Origin of the sequence: Candidatus Epulonipiscium viviparus (assembly GCF_000171335.1) — a bacterium.
GTDB classification, from domain to species: domain Bacteria; phylum Bacillota; class Clostridia; order Lachnospirales; family Cellulosilyticaceae; genus Epulonipiscioides; species Epulonipiscioides viviparus.
In genome coordinates this window covers 1-19,428 of record NZ_ABEQ01000036.3, presented here as the reverse complement: position 1 = coordinate 19,428, position 19,428 = coordinate 1, and the positions used below count along the sequence as shown (strand labels likewise).

13 protein-coding genes and 1 pseudogene are annotated in these 19,428 nt (G+C 38.7%); 13 read left to right on the top strand and 1 reads right to left on the bottom strand.

Annotated features, from left to right (window positions below; all coding sequences use genetic code 11):
- Window positions 1–125 precede the first annotated feature (125 nt).
- The gene (locus EPU_RS06540; protein WP_010167837.1) at window positions 126–635 is read right to left on the bottom strand and encodes a tetratricopeptide repeat protein; all 510 of its coding nucleotides are present in this window, start codon (window positions 633–635) and stop codon (window positions 126–128) included.
- Between the two features lie 440 nt (window positions 636–1,075).
- On the opposite strand from EPU_RS06540, the gene EPU_RS06530 reads away from it, so the two are divergent.
- The 13 genes and pseudogenes from EPU_RS06530 to EPU_RS11765 form a co-directional block, all read left to right on the top strand.
- Window positions 1,076–3,973, top strand: coding sequence for an extracellular solute-binding protein (locus EPU_RS06530; protein WP_029488155.1), 2,898 nt, complete (start codon window positions 1,076–1,078; stop codon window positions 3,971–3,973).
- A 1-nt stretch (window position 3,974) separates the two neighbouring features.
- Window positions 3,975–4,901: a carbohydrate ABC transporter permease gene (locus EPU_RS06525; protein WP_010167833.1), complete on the top strand. Its 927-nt coding sequence runs from the start codon at window positions 3,975–3,977 to the stop codon at window positions 4,899–4,901.
- Between the two features lie 21 nt (window positions 4,902–4,922).
- Window positions 4,923–5,810 (top strand): carbohydrate ABC transporter permease, encoded by an 888-nt coding sequence (locus EPU_RS06520; RefSeq protein ID WP_010167831.1) that lies wholly within the window; start codon window positions 4,923–4,925, stop codon window positions 5,808–5,810.
- Window positions 5,811–5,828: 18 nt separating this feature from the next.
- On the top strand, window positions 5,829–7,316 hold the full coding sequence (locus EPU_RS06515; protein WP_029488153.1) for an NHL repeat-containing protein: 1,488 nt from the start codon (window positions 5,829–5,831) through the stop codon (window positions 7,314–7,316).
- Complete coding sequence (locus EPU_RS06510; protein WP_242650849.1) at window positions 7,303–7,998, top strand: YIP1 family protein; 696 nt, start codon at window positions 7,303–7,305, stop codon at window positions 7,996–7,998. The genes EPU_RS06515 and EPU_RS06510 overlap by 14 nt, the downstream gene beginning before the upstream one ends.
- Before the next feature lie 21 nt (window positions 7,999–8,019).
- Window positions 8,020–10,545, top strand: coding sequence for a DUF5696 domain-containing protein (locus EPU_RS06505; RefSeq protein WP_029488151.1), 2,526 nt, complete (start codon window positions 8,020–8,022; stop codon window positions 10,543–10,545).
- Between the two features lie 6 nt (window positions 10,546–10,551).
- A complete protein-coding gene (locus EPU_RS06500; protein WP_010167828.1) occupies window positions 10,552–11,478 on the top strand; it encodes a carbohydrate ABC transporter permease in 927 nt (308 codons plus the stop codon).
- 21 nt (window positions 11,479–11,499) lie between these two features.
- Window positions 11,500–12,903 (top strand): carbohydrate ABC transporter permease, encoded by a 1,404-nt coding sequence (locus tag EPU_RS06495; protein ID WP_242650848.1) that lies wholly within the window; start codon window positions 11,500–11,502, stop codon window positions 12,901–12,903.
- Between the two features lie 159 nt (window positions 12,904–13,062).
- On the top strand, window positions 13,063–14,457 hold the full coding sequence (locus tag EPU_RS12710) for an ABC transporter substrate-binding protein (protein ID WP_029488149.1): 1,395 nt from the start codon (window positions 13,063–13,065) through the stop codon (window positions 14,455–14,457).
- 96 nt (window positions 14,458–14,553) lie between these two features.
- Entirely contained in the window at window positions 14,554–15,954 is a 1,401-nt protein-coding gene (locus EPU_RS06485) for an extracellular solute-binding protein (protein ID WP_029488148.1), read from the top strand.
- Between the two features lie 21 nt (window positions 15,955–15,975).
- Window positions 15,976–17,382: an ABC transporter substrate-binding protein gene (locus EPU_RS06480; RefSeq protein WP_029488147.1), complete on the top strand. Its 1,407-nt coding sequence runs from the start codon at window positions 15,976–15,978 to the stop codon at window positions 17,380–17,382.
- Window positions 17,383–17,400: 18 nt separating this feature from the next.
- Window positions 17,401–18,780: an ABC transporter substrate-binding protein gene (locus EPU_RS06475; RefSeq protein WP_010167820.1), complete on the top strand. Its 1,380-nt coding sequence runs from the start codon at window positions 17,401–17,403 to the stop codon at window positions 18,778–18,780.
- A 141-nt stretch (window positions 18,781–18,921) separates the two neighbouring features.
- Window positions 18,922–19,428 (top strand): annotated as a pseudogene (locus EPU_RS11765) (ABC transporter substrate-binding protein); the annotation flags it as partial.

Genomic DNA, 19,428 nt, shown 5'->3' with positions numbered 1-19,428 from the left:
TTATTAATAAAAATACAATACTTGCAACAACTTGTCAATATACAATTTTTTCCTAYAAACACAGTAAAATATCAGATATATGTAAAATGGTTCCTAGCTATATAAGAAGCCAGGAAACATTGTGCTCATGCGTCGGCCAAATCTAGATATTTATCAGCCAAGTCATCATTACCTAAATGTAAATAGCATTCTGCTATATTTCTATAAACTAGCTGCTTATGTTCTGAAAAATCTATTGCTTTAATAAATATATTTGCGGCTTGATCAAATTGACTCATATGAAAATAGCAATCTGCAATAATTTCGAGACAAATATTTTCGGAGTGCCCTAGAGAAATTGCTTTTACTAACAGTGGGATTACTATTTTATAATTACCTATTTTATAGAATATTACACTAAGTTCAAGATACGCATCTTTGCAATTGGGATATAGTTCTATGATTTCTTGATATTTTTTTAAACTGTTTAATATCTCGCCTAGTTGGTTATAACAACGAGATTGTAGCAAGAGTATTTCGAGTGTGGTCGAATTATGTTGCAAGTACAATAGACTATTATTTAATGCTTCTTGAAATTCAGAATTTGCAAAATTTGAATACATAAGGTCTTCATAATCTTTAGATGGATTGTCCATAGTAATTTCCTCTCTGTTATTGAATTTTTATTCTATTCTTTATTATGCAAAATAATTTACCAATTATACAAAAAAATATTTATGATTTTTAGTTAAAGCAAATAAAAATTTAATTGCTTAGGAATATGTTGTAATGGCTTGATATATTAATAAATTTTAAAGAATGTACTTGCAATTAACTATATTATAGATCTTTTTTGAGTGAAAATTTTGCAAAAGATATTCAAAATATATATATAATTTTTTAAATTACTATAAAAGGGAAGAAAAAAAATATATATTTAGTTAAAGTGAATGAGATGTTAAGAAATTAAACATTCGTGTTAAGATTTTATGTATATTATATCCATGGGATTTGATAAAATTAATTTAGAAAAACAAAGGGGGGGTGCACATTTTATGAAATTATTTTTACAACAATACACCGAAGGAGGGAAAGTATGAAAGCAAAATACAAAAATTGGCTTTGGTTTGCTGGTATTGTAGCAGTTTTCGGATGTTATTTTGGGTATAATGCTATGCAAGAAGTCGACAATTTTTCATTTAAGTATGAAGGCGTTGACTTAGATGCAGAAGTTTCTAGTATTGATCGTGAAGGAACCTATTCAGATTATCAAGTATCTCATGCTTCGACACCTCATGCTTTAAAGAGCATTGAAGTTGATTTAACAGATGTTAACAAAACAGAGGGTGCTAGTTTTCATAAGAATTATGAAGGGGAAAGTAATGTTTTAATAACAGAGCCCCAATCTTATGTAGAATGGGACGTTGATGTTAAAGAAGAAGGATTATACCAAGTAGAGGTTGAATATTATCCAGCACCAGGAAAGGGTACTGATATAGAAAGAGCATTTTACATTAATGGTGAAATTCCTTTTAATGGTTCTGATAAAATATTGTTTACTAGACTTTGGGGCGATGCCGGAGCAGTCAAATCAGATAATCAAGGTAATGAGATTCGTCCAAGTCAGATAGAGCTTCCAGAGTGGAATACTTTAGCCTTTAAAGACTATATGGGATATGAAGTTGATCCATATGAGTTTTATTTCGAAAAAGGCAAGAATACTATTGCACTGGAGGGAGTTGGCGAACCGTTAGCAATCAAGTCAATTACGTTAAAGGCAGTCGAAAAAATTCCTACTTATGCAGAGTATAGTTCTGTTGCACGTAGCAGTTCAATCGAAGACTTCGAATTAACAATTCCTGGTGAAAAAGCCTCGCTTACAACATCACCTTCCCTATATGCTACATATGATCGTTCATCTCCTGGAACAGAACCATATAGTATATCTAAAATCAAACTCAATATGGGTGGCGGATACGCATTTCGTATAGCTGGTCAATGGATTGAATGGGACTTTGAAGTTCCGCAAGATGGATATTATTATATTGATCTAAAAGGACGTCAGAATTATCAACGTGGTTTTGTATCAAATAGATCTATATATATAGATGATAAAATCCCTTTCCAAGAATTGTCAGCAATTCCGTTTCAGTATAGTAACGACTGGGTTTTAACTACTTTTTCTGTTGATGGGGAACCCGCACCTATTTATTTAGAAGCTGGTAAGCATTCTATAAAAACACAAATTACTCTGGGTGATCTTGGTGAAATTTTAGGAGATCTTGAGGATAGTGTATATAGACTAAATGCTATGTATCGTAAAATTCTAGTTCTTACAGGTAGTGTTCCTGACGCGTATCGTGATTATAATATTGATAAAGTGTATCCGGATGTAATCGAAGGAATGGCCCTTGAAAGCAAGAGATTATATAAAATCGTAGATGATCTTACTGCATATGCAGGTGAAAAATCTAGCCAATCAGCGATTATTGAGACATTGGCTCGTCAGCTAGAAGAGTTTGTGGAAAGCCCTGATGAAATTCCAGGCTCACTTTCAAATTTTAATAGTAATGTAAGTGCTCTTGGTACAACAATCTTAACTCTAAGTGAATCACCTCTAGATATCGATGAATTTGTTGTTCGCTCTACTGATGTTAAACCTAAAAAGGTTAGCTCTGGAATTTTCTCTAATACTTTCCATGAAGTTGGCTCTTTTGTTGCATCATTCTTTACTGATTACAATTCGGTAGGTAATGTATATGAAGATCAAGAGGTTGTTGATATATGGTTACTAACAGGACGTGACCAAAGTACCGTTATCAAAAATATGATTGATGATACATTTACCCCAGAAACTGGCATTAAGGTTAATGTTAAGTTGGTAGAAGGCGGAACCCTTATGAAGGCAGTTATTTCGGGTGCAGGTCCTGACCTAGTTCTTTCTATTGGTCAAGGCGAGCCAGTTAACTACGCACTACGTAATGCGGTTGAAGACTTAACTCAATTTGAAGATTTTGAGGAAATATTCTCTCGTTTCTATCCTAGTGCTTATGAGCCATTTAAATTCGAGGGTGGGGTGTATGCTATTCCAGATACGCAAAGCTATGATGTGTTGTTCTTTAGAACAGATATTATGAATGAACTGGGACTAGATGTACCAAACACTTGGCAAGATCTAATTGATATGCTTCCTGTAATTCAACAAAATAATATGGGCGTTGCAATTCCATCTCTTATGGGAACAACTGGAACAGATCCATCAATGTTCTTGGGAATGCTATATCAACAAGGTGCTGATTTGTATAGTGAAGAAAGAGATAGAATTTTGCTAGATTCTCCAGAGAGTGTTTACGCATTCGAAACGTATACCAAGTTCTTTACGCATTATAAATTGCCATCTGAATACAACTTCCTAAACCGTTTCCGTTCTGGTGAAATGCCTATCGGTGTTCAAGGATATGGAATGTACAATTCGTTAGCCGTATTTGCGCCAGAGATTCGTGGTCTTTGGGACTTTGCTCTTATGCCTGGTACAGAACGAGAAGACGGAACAATCGATAGAACAGCATATGGAGGATCTTCTGGATCTATGATGTTAAAGCAAGAYAATGCGGTGATCAAGGAACAAGGATGGGAATTTTTGAAGTGGTGGACAGATGCTCCTACTCAAGTTAGGTTTGGTCGTGAAATGGAGAGTATTTTGGGACCTTCAGCTCGTTATGCTACCGCTAATATCGAAGGATTCCAGCAACTGCCTTGGACTAATGAGCAACAAGAAATTCTACTGGAGCAATGGAAGTGGGTAGAAGGTACTCCGCAAATTGCCGGTGGATATTATACATTCAGACACATAACAAACGCAGTTCGTAACGTTGTTAATAATAATAATGACCCTCGTGAAACACTACTCGACTATACTAAACTTATCAATGAAGAAATTGAGAAAAAACGTCTTGAGTTTGGCCTAGAAATTAATAAAGAAGGGGAGGAATAAGATGGAGCGTTTTTTTAGTCAGTTAAAAAAGAAGTCGGCATACACTTGGCTTCAAATGAAGAAAAGTAAAGTTTATTATTTGTTCGTATTACCATATGCTATTCTCTTTACAATTTTCTTTATAGCACCAGTTGTTGTATCCATCATTTTAAGCTTTACCTATTATAATGTACTGGAGCCACCTCAATGGATAGGGCTTCAAAACTACATTAATTTACTGCTTGCAGATGATATTTTCTTAATTGGTGTTAAGAATACATTCATTATAGCTGCAATAACAGGACCTATAGGTTACATCGCAGCGTTCCTATTTGCTTGGTTCATAAATGAGCTTCCACCAAGAATTAGAACTATCGCCGTTGTTGTTTTTTACGCACCAACAATTTCAGGTCAGGTTTATCTAATTTGGTCTATAATGTTCTCTGGTGACCCATATGGATATGTAAATGCGTTTTTACTGCGATTCGGAATAATAACAGAGCCAATTTTATGGTTATCAAATCCAACGTATATGATGCCAGTTATAATTGGAGTTATTTTATGGATGAGTTTGGGAACAGGATTCCTATCGTTTATTGCAGGTCTGCAAGGTATTGACAGAAGTCTTATCGAAGCGGGTTGCGTAGATGGTATAAGCAATCGTTGGCAAGAACTATGGTTTATTACTCTTCCAAGTATGAAGCCGATGCTTTTATTCGGTGCTATTATGTCAATTACGCAAGCATTTAACGTGGCAGACGTAACGATGGCACTTGCTGGATTCCCTAGTACAGACTATGCCGCTCGTACAGTTGTATCTCACCTTATCGATTACGGTTCAACTCGTTTTGAGATGGGTTACGCATCAGCTATAGCGACCTTATTATTTGGAACAATGATTCTTTGTAAAGGTGCAATTCAAAAAATGTTAAGCAGGGTAGGAAACTAAGAATAGAAAGGAGTACGTGTAATGGCAAAGAAAAAGAAAGTGAAAGAGCCGAAATTAAAGAAAAGAACGAAACGCTTAAATAGATCGGCTGGCGGTAACTTTGGAATTTATTTGATATTGTTATTTTTCGCATTGTTTATGGCATTCCCTCTGGTATATGCTATCAATGCCGCATTTAAGCCTCTTGATGAAATTTTCTTGTTTCCTCCAAGAGTATGGGTTCAAAATCCCACGCTTGATAACTTCCAAGACCTGTTTGTTCTAATGTCGAAGTCTTGGGTACCGTTTACAAGATATTTCTTTAACACAGCGTTTATCACTGTTGTTGGTACCGTAGGTCACATTATTGTATCATCGCTGGCGGCGTTTGTGCTTGCAAAATATAAATTTCCAGGTAGTAAATGGTTTTTTAGATTGGTAATTACAGCGTTAATGTTCAACGGCTATGTAACGTCAATTCCAAATTACCTTATTTTGTCAGAATTAGGTTGGATCGATACTTATTGGGCAGTAATTGTTCCTTATTTTGCAGCTCCACTAGGACTATTCCTTATGAAACAGTTTATGGAAGGTGTTCCAGATGTTTTACTAGAAGCCGCGAAAATAGATGGGGCAAAAGAATGGACCATCTTTATGGAGATCGTAATGCCTATCGTTAAGCCGGCTTGGCTAACACTTATGATTTTTGCAGTCCAAAATTTGTGGAACAATCAAGCTTCTGTAGTTATCTATTCAGAAGAATTAAAAACACTTCCATATGCATTACAACAAGTTCTTGCAGGTGGAGTAGCTCGTGCGGGTGTTGGTTCTGCTGTATCATTAATAATGATGATCGTACCTATCACAGTATTTATTATTTCACAAAGCAACGTATTAGAAACAATGGCGAGTTCAGGTATCAAGGACTAAGAAAGGGGGTTTATAATAGTGAAAAAGTTAAAAAAAGCATTAGTGCTACTCACGGTAAGTATGACCCTTTCTGCTACAATGCCTGTGGCTACCATAGCAGATCAAAGAAGTTACACTTACACTTATGATTATTTTAAAGTTGAACGTGAATCTCCAGATGCATATACACCGATATCGTTAACAACGGGTTCTCAGTTTGGAATAGGTGATTTCAAAAACGCTGATGGGCTTTTTGTTAAAGGCGATGATATTTATGTATGCGATACTGGAAATGACAGAATTGTAGTTCTGACTAGATTGGCAAATGGCGATTTTGAAGTCAAGGAAGAAATTAAAGAAGTTTCGGGTGTAGAGATCACTACTCTTGATGGAGTAACTGATATTTTTGTTGCAGACAATGGCGATAGATATATTGTTGATAAGCAAAACCAAAGAGTGCTTCACACAGATAGCAAAAACAATGTTATCTTAGAGCTTACAAAACCGGAGGACGAAACTATTGCTGCCAACGCAGAGTTCTTTCCTAACAAAGTTTTGGTAGATAACACTGGCCGTATCATTTTACTAGTTGATGGGTACAACGAAGGTTTTTTACAATTTGATCCCGCTGGAAATTTCTTAGGATATCTCGGAGCAAATAAAGTTAAGTTTGATCCACTAGATTTCTTATGGAGATCGTTTTCAACYGATGCTCAACAAGCGCAAATGATTCAGTTTGTTCCAACAGAGTATTCAAATTTGGCATACGACTCAGAAGGTTTCTTATATGCAACAACGGATGTTTTTGATGTTGCAGAAATCAGAAGTAATGCTGCGACGCCGATCAGAAAGCTCAATGCAACTGGTCAAGATATCCTGGTTAAAAATGGTACGACAAATCCGATGGGAGATTTATCTTGGGGTGCTGCAGGAGACGTAAAAGATGCGTCACGTTTTAGCGACATAACAATTCTTGATAACAATATATATGTGGCGTTAGATAGAACTCGTGGAAAATTATTCTGCTACGATTATCAAGGCAATTTGCTTTATGCATTTGGCGGTATTGGTAACAAGCTTGGATATTTTCAAGGTGTAACTTCTATTGAGCATATGGGAACTGACCTATTTGTTCTCGATGGAAAAAATGGTTCTATCACTACCTTTACGTTAACAGAGTATGGTCAATTAATTAACAAAGCAATCGAAACTTATGTTAATGGATATTATCAAGAATCTGGCGACTACTGGAGAGAAGTTCAGGCTCTAAACGGAAACTTTGAGCTGGCTGCAGAAGGTATTGGCCGTGCATATATTCAGTCTGGAGATTATGAGCTGGCTATGGAGTATTTTGAAAGAACTTGGGATGACGATAACTATTCTAAGGCATTCAAGCTTTATAGAAAAGATTGGATCGAAGACAACATCGGACCAGTTTTAACATTCTTAATTATACTAGTGATTGTTCTTAGTGTTTGGAATGTACTCAAAAAAATCAAAGGAGGGATCATGGATGACGATTATTAAAAAAGTGAATGGCGTCAACACTCAAGTGGAAAGCAAAATCAAAAATGAGAAGTTGGCCAAATACGTTGATAGTTTGAGATTCGGTTTATATGTCTGTACCCATCCTCTTGATGGATTTTGGGATTTAATACGTGAAAAGCGTGGAACTATAGCTGCAGCAAATACGTTCTTATTTTTGGTGCTCGCTGTTAATCTAATGAAACTGCAATATACGAATTTTTTGTTTCTAGCAATAGATTGGGAAAAAATTAATATATTTGTAGAGCTTGCGAAAGTACTTTTTCCAGGATTTTTGGCCGTGGTTTCGAATTGGGGCCTAACAACATTGTTTGATGGAAAAGGTAGAATGGTAGATATATATATGGGTCTTTGCTATTCCGCAGTGCCATATATATTGATTCAAATCCCTATGATAATACTAAGTAACGTCTTCACCCGCGATGAAGGTGCGTTCTATTACTATTTTGATACATTCTCGTTGCTATGGTGTGCAGGGCTCGTGCTATGTGCAGTAATGATGATTCACCACTACACGTTAACCCAATCAATTTTGGCAATTGCCGCGACCGGTGTTGGAATGTTGATTATGATTTTTGTATTCGTATTATTCTTTAGTTTAGTAACAGATTCATTCTCATATTTTGTATCTATTTATCGTGAACTAATGTTTAGATTCTATTAAGGAAAGAAAGGAGGGGAAGAAATGAAAAAGCGCAGATTTGCAGCAGTTTTACTTGGACTTATGGCAGCAGTGGGGCTTACTGGATGTGGTGAAGAGGTATCTACAGAAGAAGAAATACCCGTATTTTCAACAGTCTTTACTGATGATAATAAGCCAACTGATATTATTGTGGAAAATGAGCATCTTAAACTGACCATGGATCCAGAAACAACTTATTTTGAAATCAAAGATAAGTCCTCAGGGGCAGTGTGGTATTCAAACCCAACAGATGTTTCTAAAGACCCACTAGCAGGCGGTGATACAAAGAATTTTATTCAATCTACAATGCTGGTTGAGTATATGAATGACATAGGGGTTGGAGCTGTATTAAATAATTATAAGTATTCCATTGTTGACTCATTCTTTGAAATCGAATCAGGAGCAGATTACATCACCGTAAATTATACGATCGGTTCACCTGATAAGCTTTTTATAATTCCAACAGCAATTACGCTAGAAGAACTTGACGGATATCTTGCTCTTATGGACTCAAAAGATGCAAGAAAAATTAAGGAAAACTACAAAAAATATGATATTAACAAACTTTCTAAATCAGATGAGGAAAATAAAGATGAGTTGCTAAAGCTTTATCCAGATCTGGCAAACCAAGTTTTATACATCCTACGTGATACTGTTCAAGATTATCTTAAAGCTGACATGCAAACTAAATTTGAAGCCATTGGGTACACGTTTGCAGACTATGAGCGTCATATGGCAGATACAGGAGCAGTAAACTCTAAGCCGCAATTTAATATTCCGATGACAATTCGTCTTGACAAAGAGGATATGCTAGTGGAAGTGCCTATTCCGGCAATGGAGTGGAAAGAGGAGTATAAACTCAACAATATTTCACTTTTACCAATGTTTGGAGCTGGTGGAGTGGATGACGAAGGATATATGATTGTGCCAGATGGAACAGGTGCACTAATCGAATTTAACAATGGTAAGCAAAACCAAAGTGCATTCCAAACAGAYATATTTGGATACGATTATGGAATGAAGCGAGAAGCAATGATCCAAGATAACCGTGCAGCATTTGGAGCATACGCTATCTCAAATAACAACGATTCTGTATTGTGTATTATAGAAGAAGGCAAGCCGTTTGCACACGTAAAAGCGGACGTAAGTGGCAGAGGTCATAGCTATAATGTAGCATATAGTACTTTTGATATCATGAAAGATGAGGAAGTTGAGCCTTCATACAAGTCATTCCAATCAATCATAATGTTTGATGATAACATTCCTACTGATACTATTACTCAAAGATATAAATTTATCGATGGTGATAACTACAATGATGTTGCTCTTGAGTATAGAGACTATATGATAGAAGAGTATACGTTAGAAGCTCTAGAAAACGAAAACGGAATACCTTTCTATATGGATTTAATTGGTGCTGTTAATATGACCAAGCAAGTGTGGGGAGTTCCTCGCTCGGTATTGGTTCCTCTAACATCTATCGAAGAAGCAGAAAAAGTTACTGCAGAAATCAAAGAAAGCGTCGACAATCTATCTGTAATCTATACTGGTGCATTAGACGGTGGAGTTAATCAAGCGTTTATTCACAGGCCAGAGGTTCTAGATGAGTTGGGTGGCAAAAAAGAATTCGAAAAGTTTGCTCTGGCAGCTGAGGTGCCTATATATTTAAATGCGAAATTGCAAAGTACCTACGGTGGAAAAGGATTTAGCATGAACAAGGATGTTTCCCGTCATATAACTCGTGAGTACACAGAGCGTAGTCCGTTCTCAATAGTATGGTACGGTGAAAAATCTTGGAGCGGAACTTCTTATAATATTACTCCAGAAGCTCAAGTAGAAGGAATGGAAAAAGTAGCAGAAGTCGCAAACAAAGCTGGTATTGCAGGAATCAGTTTGGAAGATGTTGGAAATATGTTGCTAGCAGACTATGATCCAAAGAAAGCTAGTCACAGAGGCCAAACTATTGACACTACTGTAAATGCAATGCAAAATATTTCTGCCAAAGAAAATATAGATATTATCACCAACGGCGGATTCGAATATGTATTAGGCGGAAGCGATACTATTCTAAATATGGATCTCGCGGGAAATAAGTTTTCAATTGTTGATTATCAAATTCCTTTCTACACAATGGCTCTTAAGGGTAATGTAAATTACACGGGAACAGCGATCAATCTGAGCGGAGATTTTGAGCAAGAGTTCTTACGTTCTATTGAAAATGGAGCAGGTTTGCTGTTTACATTTATGGACGAGAGCATAACTTCTCTCAAAAATACAAACTACACTTATCTATACGCAGCAGAATATGAGTTGATTAAAGAAAGAGCATTAGACTACTACAATCGCTACAACTCTCAACTCGGGCACACTGCAAATATGCCGATTGTTCATCACGAGAGAGTTCAGCCAAATGTGTTTGCAACAACTTACGAAGACGGCACTACCGTTTATGTAAACTACTCAAATAACGACGTAACGATTGATGGTAACGTTGTAAAAGCAGTCGACTTCTTCGTGGAAAGGGGGTAATACAAAATGAAAAAACTGAAAAAAAGAAGACGTAAAATGACATTGAACACTAAGAGACAAATTACAGGTTATATCTTTATATTGCCACTGATTCTAGGATTTTTTATGTTCCTAGTAAATCCACTTATCGAGTCGCTTCAAATGAGTTTTTCAAATGTTAAGCTGCAGCCAGGTCAGGGAGGATTTGTTCTCGAGCCGGTTGGTTTTGGAAACTATGAGCAGGCGCTGCTAGTAGATCCAGAATTTAACAGATTGATTGTAGAAGAGATTACTCAGATGCTCATTGATGTTCCTTCTATATTAATATTTAGCTTTTTAGTTGCTATCTTGTTAAACCAAGCATTTAAGGGCCGCGGTCTGGTAAGAGCAATCTTCTTCTTGCCAGTGGTTCTTTCTAGTGGTGTTATCGTTGGGTTAGATGCTGAGAATCAACTTTTACAAGAAATGGGTGAGGTGGTTCAAGCCGAAGATACAAGCACAAGTATAACAGGTTATTTGCAAACGATTTTGGGTGGCGATGCCAACAGTATGATGGGTCAGTATATGCAAATCATATTTGATGTAATCAACCATATCTACGATATCGCAATAGCGTCTGGTATCCAAATCATAATCTTCTTAACTGCACTACAAAGTATTTCTGCGACTACATTCGAAGCTGCAAAAATCGAGGGTTGCGATGCGTGGGCATGTTTTTGGAAGATTACACTGCCAATGGTAAGTCCAATGATTCTCGTAAACTTTATATATACGGTGGTCGATTTCTTTGTGGCAAGCGATAGTGAAGTTATGACTAAGATTACTGATGCGATGATGGCAGATTTGAATTATGGATTTAGTTCCGCAATGGCTTGGATATACTTCGTGATCATTATGGTTATTCTTGGAGTATGTACCGCAATAATTTCTAAAAAAGTATTCTATTACGAATAAATCGGGAAAGGAGAAACGATAATGCCTAACACACCAAATGTAAATAATGAAAATGATAAGGCGGCAGAAAAAGCAATGAAAGCAAAAGCAAAAGCTGAAAAAGCGAAAGCAAAAGCGGCACAAACTAAGTCTGACAATGCTGAAGATGCCAAAAAAGATGCTGCAAAGGCAGAAAAAGCTCGTAAGGCTCGCGCTGCACAGAATGATAAAGCTGCAGCCAAAGCCGATAAAGCAAACAAGAAAGCTGTTAAGGCTGCCAAAAAAGCTGCAAAAAATAAAGCCAATCCTGAAGTAGTAGAGGTGTCCGGAGGACTAACGGGTCTAGAGAAATTTAAGCATACTATTTCTAAGGAGTATATGAATGAGCTTAAGGAGAAAGCAAAGAATGTTACGCTAAAAGATGTGGCGAACTCTGGAAAGAAAGTTGCCAAAGCCGGTGCGACCGGAGCAAAAAATTTGTGGGAAAGAAACAAAAAATCTGATGGGCAACTCTTTAAAAGYACAATCTTTAATATTTCGTATAAAATTTTTAGAGCAATATTGCTATTCGGACTTTGCTTCCTGATTTTACAACCGCTTATGAACAAGTTTGCATTGAGCATAATGCCAGAAGCCGATCTCTATGATCCATCTGTAATCACGGTTCCAAGAAATCCAACCCTGGATAATTATAAGCTGGTTCCAGAAATCGTCGATTTTTATGGCTCGTTATTAAATACGGTTTGGGTATCCGCGTTAGTTGCCATCACTCAAGTTGCCAGCTGCGTAGTTGTTGGATACGGCTTCGCTAGATTTAACTTYCCGCTTAAAAAGTTTTGGTTCGGATGCGTACTGTTGATCATCATTGTGCCACCGCAAACAATTACCTCTTCACTATATCTACACTTTAGATTCTTTGATGTTTTGGGATTGTTTGAATACTTCACAGGTGAAACAGTAAATATGCACAACTCGATTATGCCATATCTGCTAATGTGTTTGGGTGGAATTGGACTCAAGAGTGGGCTTTATGTGTTCTTGCTAAATCAATTCTTCCGCGGCATTCCAAAAGAGCTAGAAGAGGCTGCATATGTGGATGGATGTAGCACATTTAGAACATTCCTCACAATAATGCTACCTAATGCAAAAGCAATTGTTGTTGCCTGTTTCTTATTTGCTTTCGTATGGCAATGGACAGATATCTATTATTCAAGAATTTTCCTCGGAAACGTCGATCTAATTGCCAAAACTTTGCCTTCTATCTCAGAAGCGCTAGCGGTTCACTTCTCCGCGTTATACGGAAGTGGCGCAAAACCTAGTATCGCATATACAGATGCTATTCTTTCAACCGGWCTATTGATGACTATTGTTCCTCTATTAATCATCTATATTGTGTTCCAAAAATCATTCGTTGAAAGTTTAAGCCAAACTGGTCTTAAGATGTAAAATGAATTTGCGGCGTGAGTTATTATTGCTCACGCTGTTACATATAATTTGAATACAACCTTGTAGCCTCCTGTTAACCCGGGAGGCTTRAGGGGGTATAAGGACTATAYTAGACCGATAAAGATTTGGTCCTGATATATTTGAGAGGAGATGATAAAGGTGAGATTAAGTAAAATGTTATTTTTAACTGGAGCGCTTGCAGTAGTATTGACGGGGTGCGGTGGCGCTGAAGAAGCTACACCTTCAACAGAGGTGGTAAAAGAAGTTGTAGCGCCTATTACAACACCAGAAAAATCAGCGGAGCCAGTTCGTGACCTARACGGATTAGTTGTTACTATTGCTAGCTGGGCAGACGTTAAGGAACCAGAAGTAAAAGCAAATAGCTATGACGAAGCTGTTTGGGAATATCGCCATGAGATGATGGATAAACATAATTTTGGTTTCGAAGAAAAATCTCTAGTTAAATGGAACACTGCTCTAGAGGAGATGTCAACCACAACTTTAGCTGGTGAGCCTTCTGCAGAAATCTTTCGCTTTCACCCAAGTTTCATAGGTCAGGTAATAGGCAGTGGTCTTGCTGCAGATTTATCTAAATCTACTGTAATCGACTGGTCGAAGCCTAAATGGAATGATGTCGCGATTCAAATGGCAACTGATGACGGCGCCATCTATGGCCTTGCAGTAGGATTTGAGCCTCGTAAAGGAGTATACTTTAATAAGAGGTTATTCGAAGAAGCGGGGCTTGAGCCAGACTTATTATACGATCTGCAAGCATCKGGCGAGTGGACTTGGGAAAAATTTGAAGAACTCTGTGAAAAATTAACACGTGATATCGACAATGACGGAGTTAATGATATCTATGCATATGCTATTCAGGCAAACCAGTTTGCGGAGATTGCTATACTATCTAACGATGGATTTTATGTAGGAAGAGACGAAGACGGAACCTTCTACAATAATCTAGACTCTCCAGAATCTATAGAAGCTCTACAATGGTGCGTGGACTTGTGGCAAAAAGATTATGACTTGTTCCCAGCAGGTGAGGGAAATTTCGCAACTCAAAATGTATTATTCCAAGACGGCAAGGTTGCTATGCATGTGGCAGATGAGTGGGAAGCCATGAACTATTCCAAAAATATGGATGACGATTTTGGCTTTGTATGTTTCCCTAAAGGCCCTAAGGCAACTCAATACGCGGTAGGTCAAAGCGACGAGCTTTGGGTAATTCCAAACAGCTATACGCAAAAAGAGATAGATGACATTTTGTTTGCGCTGGATCTATGGACCGATACGCCTCCAGATTATGATCCAAATTATGCGTGGATGACAAGTTCGTATCCGCTATACAGAGATGTGCGTGCGGTTGACGAGACCAACGTTTTGATGCGCGAACCAGGAGTTCAAAGAGTCGACTACAAAAACTTCCTCGGAAGCGGCAAGGTTGACTTAAACATGGGCGACAAACTCTATTGGMACGGTGCCACTCCGGTAGAGGTAATAGAAGCTATGGAAGGGCAAATGAACGCAGTTTTAAATGAGTTAAACGCCAAGTAATTATATCAGTTTTGAGATCTCTCCTTGTTAAATAAAGTTTAGATTTTATTTATATGGAGGGATTTTTTAGAATATAGCGAAGGAAGGAGAAKGATAATGAAAAAATTTTTATGGATAGGGATAGCGGTWATGGGTACTTTAACGGCTTGTGGTGCTRCAGATGAAACAGCAGAAGTTGCCGCTCCAGTTGCAGAAGTTGYYGCGCCAGTTGCAGAAGTTGCTGCACCTGTAACTGCATCAGCCTCAGGGTCTGCTGYGAGAGATCTTAAGGGACGTGAAGTTACTTTGGCCAATTGGGCAAACGTTCCAGAACCCGAAAATAAAGGTAGTGCYCAAGARGAATCGTTGTGGGAATATCGCAATGAGATGATGGAGAAACATAATTTCACTTTTGCAGAAGTGGGTGTTACAACTTGGGACGGTACACTCGAATATTTCTCCAGTAACACATTATCAGGTCATCCGAAAGATGATATCTATAGAATTCACTCGTCTTTTGTTTCTGGATTGCTACATAGCGGATTGGCTTATGATCTAGCAAGTTTAACTTCGATAGATTTAGATGATCCAAAGTGGAATCAGTTGGCAATAGATTATATGACAAAAGACGGCGCCGTATATGGAATCGCAAAAACTCAGCGTCCATCGTTTGGAGTATTTTATAACAAGCGCCTTTTTGAAGAGGCAGGGTTGGATCCCGATTTGCCATATGATCTGCAAGCATCAGGTGATTGGACATGGGAAAAATTTGAAGAACTGTCAGAGCTGCTTGCAAGAGATACAGATGCAGATGGAATAAACGACATCTATGCATTGCCATATTCAGGAACAATATTCCAGTATGCGGCGCTATCAAACGGTGGCAGTTATGTTGGTAGAGATGAAAACGGAATGCTATATAACAATACGCTTTCTCCAGAAACATTGGAGGGGATTCAGTGGGTGGCAGATTATTTGGCAAAGGACTATGAACTATTAACCACAAAAAATATGGGGCACACTCAATCGTTTATGGATGGGCAAGTGGCTATGTATGTCGCAGCGGAATCTGTATGCGTACAGCTAAACAAAGGCATGACCGATGAGTATGGATTCGTATTTTTTCCGAAAGGTCCAAAGCTAGATAAATACGTAACCACAAACAATCCTCATTTTTGGGTAATTCCTAGCGCCTTTTCAAAAGAAGAAGCTGAGGACGYCGCATTTGCTCTTGATATGTGGGCATCACAACCTCCGGATTATAGAGGAAAAGACGATTGGATGGCAGAACTATTTCCGTTATATCGCGATGATAGAGCTGTGGAGGAGACAATTGCTAAAATGAGGCAAACCGAACATATTGCAATTGACTATGCAAACTTTATTTCGGGAAATGTTAAAATAGCCGACTACACAAACGATGTATATTTTGGTGGTAATACGCCAACAGAAGCGCTAGAAACTATTGCTGGGATTTGGCAAGCAGAAATCGATCGAGTAAATGCGCTCAATAAATAATATATGAAAGGAGAATGTGGAATGAATTTAAGAAAGCTTTTATGCATAGGTTTTGTAGCAACTACAATGGGAGCCCTCACAGCTTGCGGAGGTGCAGAAGAAACAGCCGAAGTTGCCGCTCCAGTTGCCGAAGTTGTCGCGCCGGTTACAGAAGTTGCTGCGCCAGTTGCAGATAAAACAGAAGAGCCGGTTCGTGATCTCGGCGGGTTGGTTGTTACTATCGCATCGTGGGCTGAYGTTGTGGAGCCTGAGGAAAAAAATTCTGCTCAAGAAGAAGCGCTCTGGGAGTATCGTCACGAGATGATGGAGAAGCATAATTTCCAATTTGAAGAGTTAGCATTGGGAACATGGGATGGCATATTGGAGTTGATGTCGACTTCTTCATTGGCAGGAGAGCCAGCAGCAGAGATATTTAGAATGCAGGCCAATTTTAATGTTGCAGCTAAAAACAGCGGTTTGGCATACGACCTTTCAACACTCGATTCGATAGATCTTAGTGAACCAAAATGGAGCTCAACTTTAAGCGAGTTGATGTCGGATGGAGATAGCATATACGGTTTGGCAAAATTTGGTCGCCCGTCTGGAGTTTTATACTTCAATAAAAGAATTCTCGAAGACGCAGGCATAGACCCAGACTCAATATATGATATGCAGGCAAACAAGACTTGGACCTGGGACGCATTTATGGATATCTCAGAAAAAGTAACCCAAGATATCGACAACGATGGATTAAATGATATCTACGCATTGCCTATGCAGTCAGGAAATTTTGTCAGAGCTGCCATGTTTTCAAATGGAGGATCGTATCTCACAATTGATGAAGAAGGAAATTATCAATACAACTTGATGTCTCCAGAAAGCTACGAAGCATTTGAGTGGGCTGCAGATTATTGGCAAACTGACTATGATGTATATCCATCGCATTGGAATGGGCACAAAGAAATGTTTACCTCTGGAAAGACAGCGTTTTTCTTGGGCGATGAGTGGGAAATCGTAACGCTAACCCAAGACAAGATGACAGACGACTGGGGAATGGTTGCGTTTCCTTTAGGTCCAAAGGGTAAAAATTATGTRGGTCTATACAACGATGCGGCATGGGTGATTCCAAATGTTTATACGAAAGAGGAAGCGGAGGACATTGCGTTTGCGCTGGACATATGGGTAAATCCGGCACCAGGATATGACGGCCCAGATGATTGGATGTCAGAATATTATCCATTATATCGCGACGCAAGAGCAGTGGAAGAGACGCTCGCCATGCTTCGACAACCAGAAAACGCAGAGCCTCTACTAGCAAGCTTTTTGGCTCAAAATGTAAAGATCAACCAAGCATTTGATGATGTCTATTGGAACAAGACAACGCCGATGGAAGGTTTAGAAGCTCAAAAGCCTATATGGGAGGCAGAGTTAGAAAAGTATAACAAATAAGAAGGAGATGGTAAATTTATGAAATTTAGCAAATTATTTTTCATAGGAATGGCTATGGCAACATTAACGGCTTGTGGAGGTACAGAAGAAACGGCCGAAGTTGCCGCTCCAGTTGCCGAAGTTGCCGCTCCAGTTGCAGCTGAAACAGAAGAGCCGGTTCGTGACCTCGGCGGATTGGTTGTTACTATCGCATCGTGGGCGGATATTAAAGAGCCAGAAGAGAAAAAGTCTGCCCAAGAAGAAGCGCTCTGGGAGTATCGCCACGAGATGATGGAGAAGCATAACTTTGGTTTTGAGGAATTGGCGCTATCAAAGTGGGATGGCACTCTAGAGCTTATGTCTACATCTGTATTGGCGGGCGATCCTGCAGCGGAGATATTTAGATTTAATGCAAACTACAATGGCTCCGCAAAAGAAAGCGGTTTGGCATATGATTTGGCATCGCTTGATTCGATAGACTTAACAGATGCCAAGTGGAGCCAGTCGTTAATTGAAATGATGAGCGACGGAGACAAAGTTTATGGACTTTCACTATTTGATCGCCCTAAGAGATTAATATTTTTTAATAAGAGGCTGTTCGAAGAAGCGGGGTTAGATCCAGAATTGCTATACGACTTGCAAGCATCTGGCGATTGGACTTGGGATGCGTTTATGGAGATCTCCGAAAAACTAACGCGCGATACAGATAACGATGGGATCAACGATACGTACGCACTAATTATGAATCAAACGACATTTGCACAAGCTGCAACATTCTCTAACGGCAGCTCTTATGTTGCAGTAGATGAAAATGGAGACTATATAAATAATTTGGTATCGCCAGAAAGTATGGCAGCGCTAGAGTGGTGTGCAGATTATTGGGCAACGGATTTTGATATTAGACCAGAGCACTGGAACGGTCACAAAGATTTGTTTATGTCTGGCGGGGCCGCGATGTATATTGGAGAAGAGTGGGAATCGACCAACTTTACGCAAGAGGCAATGCCAGATGATTGGGGAATGGTGGTATTTCCGAAAGGTCCTTCTGCAGATAATTATGTAGTAGTATATAACGAAAAGGCATGGGTAATTCCAAACTCATATACAAAAGAAGAAGCGGAGGACATTGCTTTTGCGCTAAATTTATGGACTGAGCCAACACCAGGATATGATGAGCCAGATTCTTGGATGACCGCACAATACCCAGTATATCGCGACCCACGAGCGGTAGAAGAAACTTTGGTAATTGCAAGAGATCCAGAAGTGATGATGTCTGATTACGCATTATTTATCGCATCCAAAGTACGAACTAGCCAAGCTGCGGAAGATGTGTATTGGAATAGAGCCACCCCGGCAGAAGCTGTAGAAGCTCAAGTGGGTATATGGCAAGCAGAGCTCGATAAGTTAAACGCAAAGTAATATTAGTAAAATGCGTATTGATACCATGCGTTACATTCGTATGGATATGCTGTCGACGCTGCAGCATTTTATAAAGATTTTACAAAATTATGTAGAGAATTGTATACACATTGCCGATATATAAATTAGGAGGTATGGGATATGGCATTCAAAAAGTTTAATCAAGTATTAGTGATAGCAACATTATCTTTGGTTACATTAACGGCCTGCGGAGGCGAAGAAACTACAACTCCAGAAGTGGCAACAGAAGTAACGACGTCGACACCAGCTGTAGAACCTTCAACAGAACCTGCAGAGCCAGTGAGAGATTTAGGGGGAATGGATATTGTATTAGGCGCCTGGGGCGATTTGATTGAGCCAGAAGAAAAGAAATCGGCGCAAGAAGAAGCCACTTGGGAGTTTCGCCACGACAATATGGAAAAGTATAATTACACCTTTGCGCAAAAATCAATAGGAGCATGGAATGAACTGCTAGAGTTGCTCTCAACATCAACTATGGCAGGTGAGCCTGCTGCAGAAATTTTTAGAATCCATGTAAACTTCATTGCAGCTGCCAGAGATAGTGGATTATTATATGACTTGGCAACGCTAGATTCTTTAGATTTAAGTGACCCAAAGTGGAGCCAGCCGCTTATCGATACGATGACA

Excerpts from the sequence above, each read along its gene's own strand:
- EPU_RS06540 (WP_010167837.1), bottom strand. The coding sequence starts at position 635 with ATGGACAATCCATCTAAAGATTATGAAGACCTTATGTATTCAAATTTT.
- EPU_RS06525 (WP_010167833.1), top strand. The coding sequence starts at position 3,975 with ATGGAGCGTTTTTTTAGTCAGTTAAAAAAGAAGTCGGCATACACTTGG.
- EPU_RS06520 (WP_010167831.1), top strand. The coding sequence starts at position 4,923 with ATGGCAAAGAAAAAGAAAGTGAAAGAGCCGAAATTAAAGAAAAGAACG.
- EPU_RS06510 (WP_242650849.1), top strand. The coding sequence starts at position 7,303 with ATGACGATTATTAAAAAAGTGAATGGCGTCAACACTCAAGTGGAAAGC.
- EPU_RS06500 (WP_010167828.1), top strand. The coding sequence starts at position 10,552 with ATGAAAAAACTGAAAAAAAGAAGACGTAAAATGACATTGAACACTAAG.
- EPU_RS06475 (WP_010167820.1), top strand. The coding sequence starts at position 17,401 with ATGAAATTTAGCAAATTATTTTTCATAGGAATGGCTATGGCAACATTA.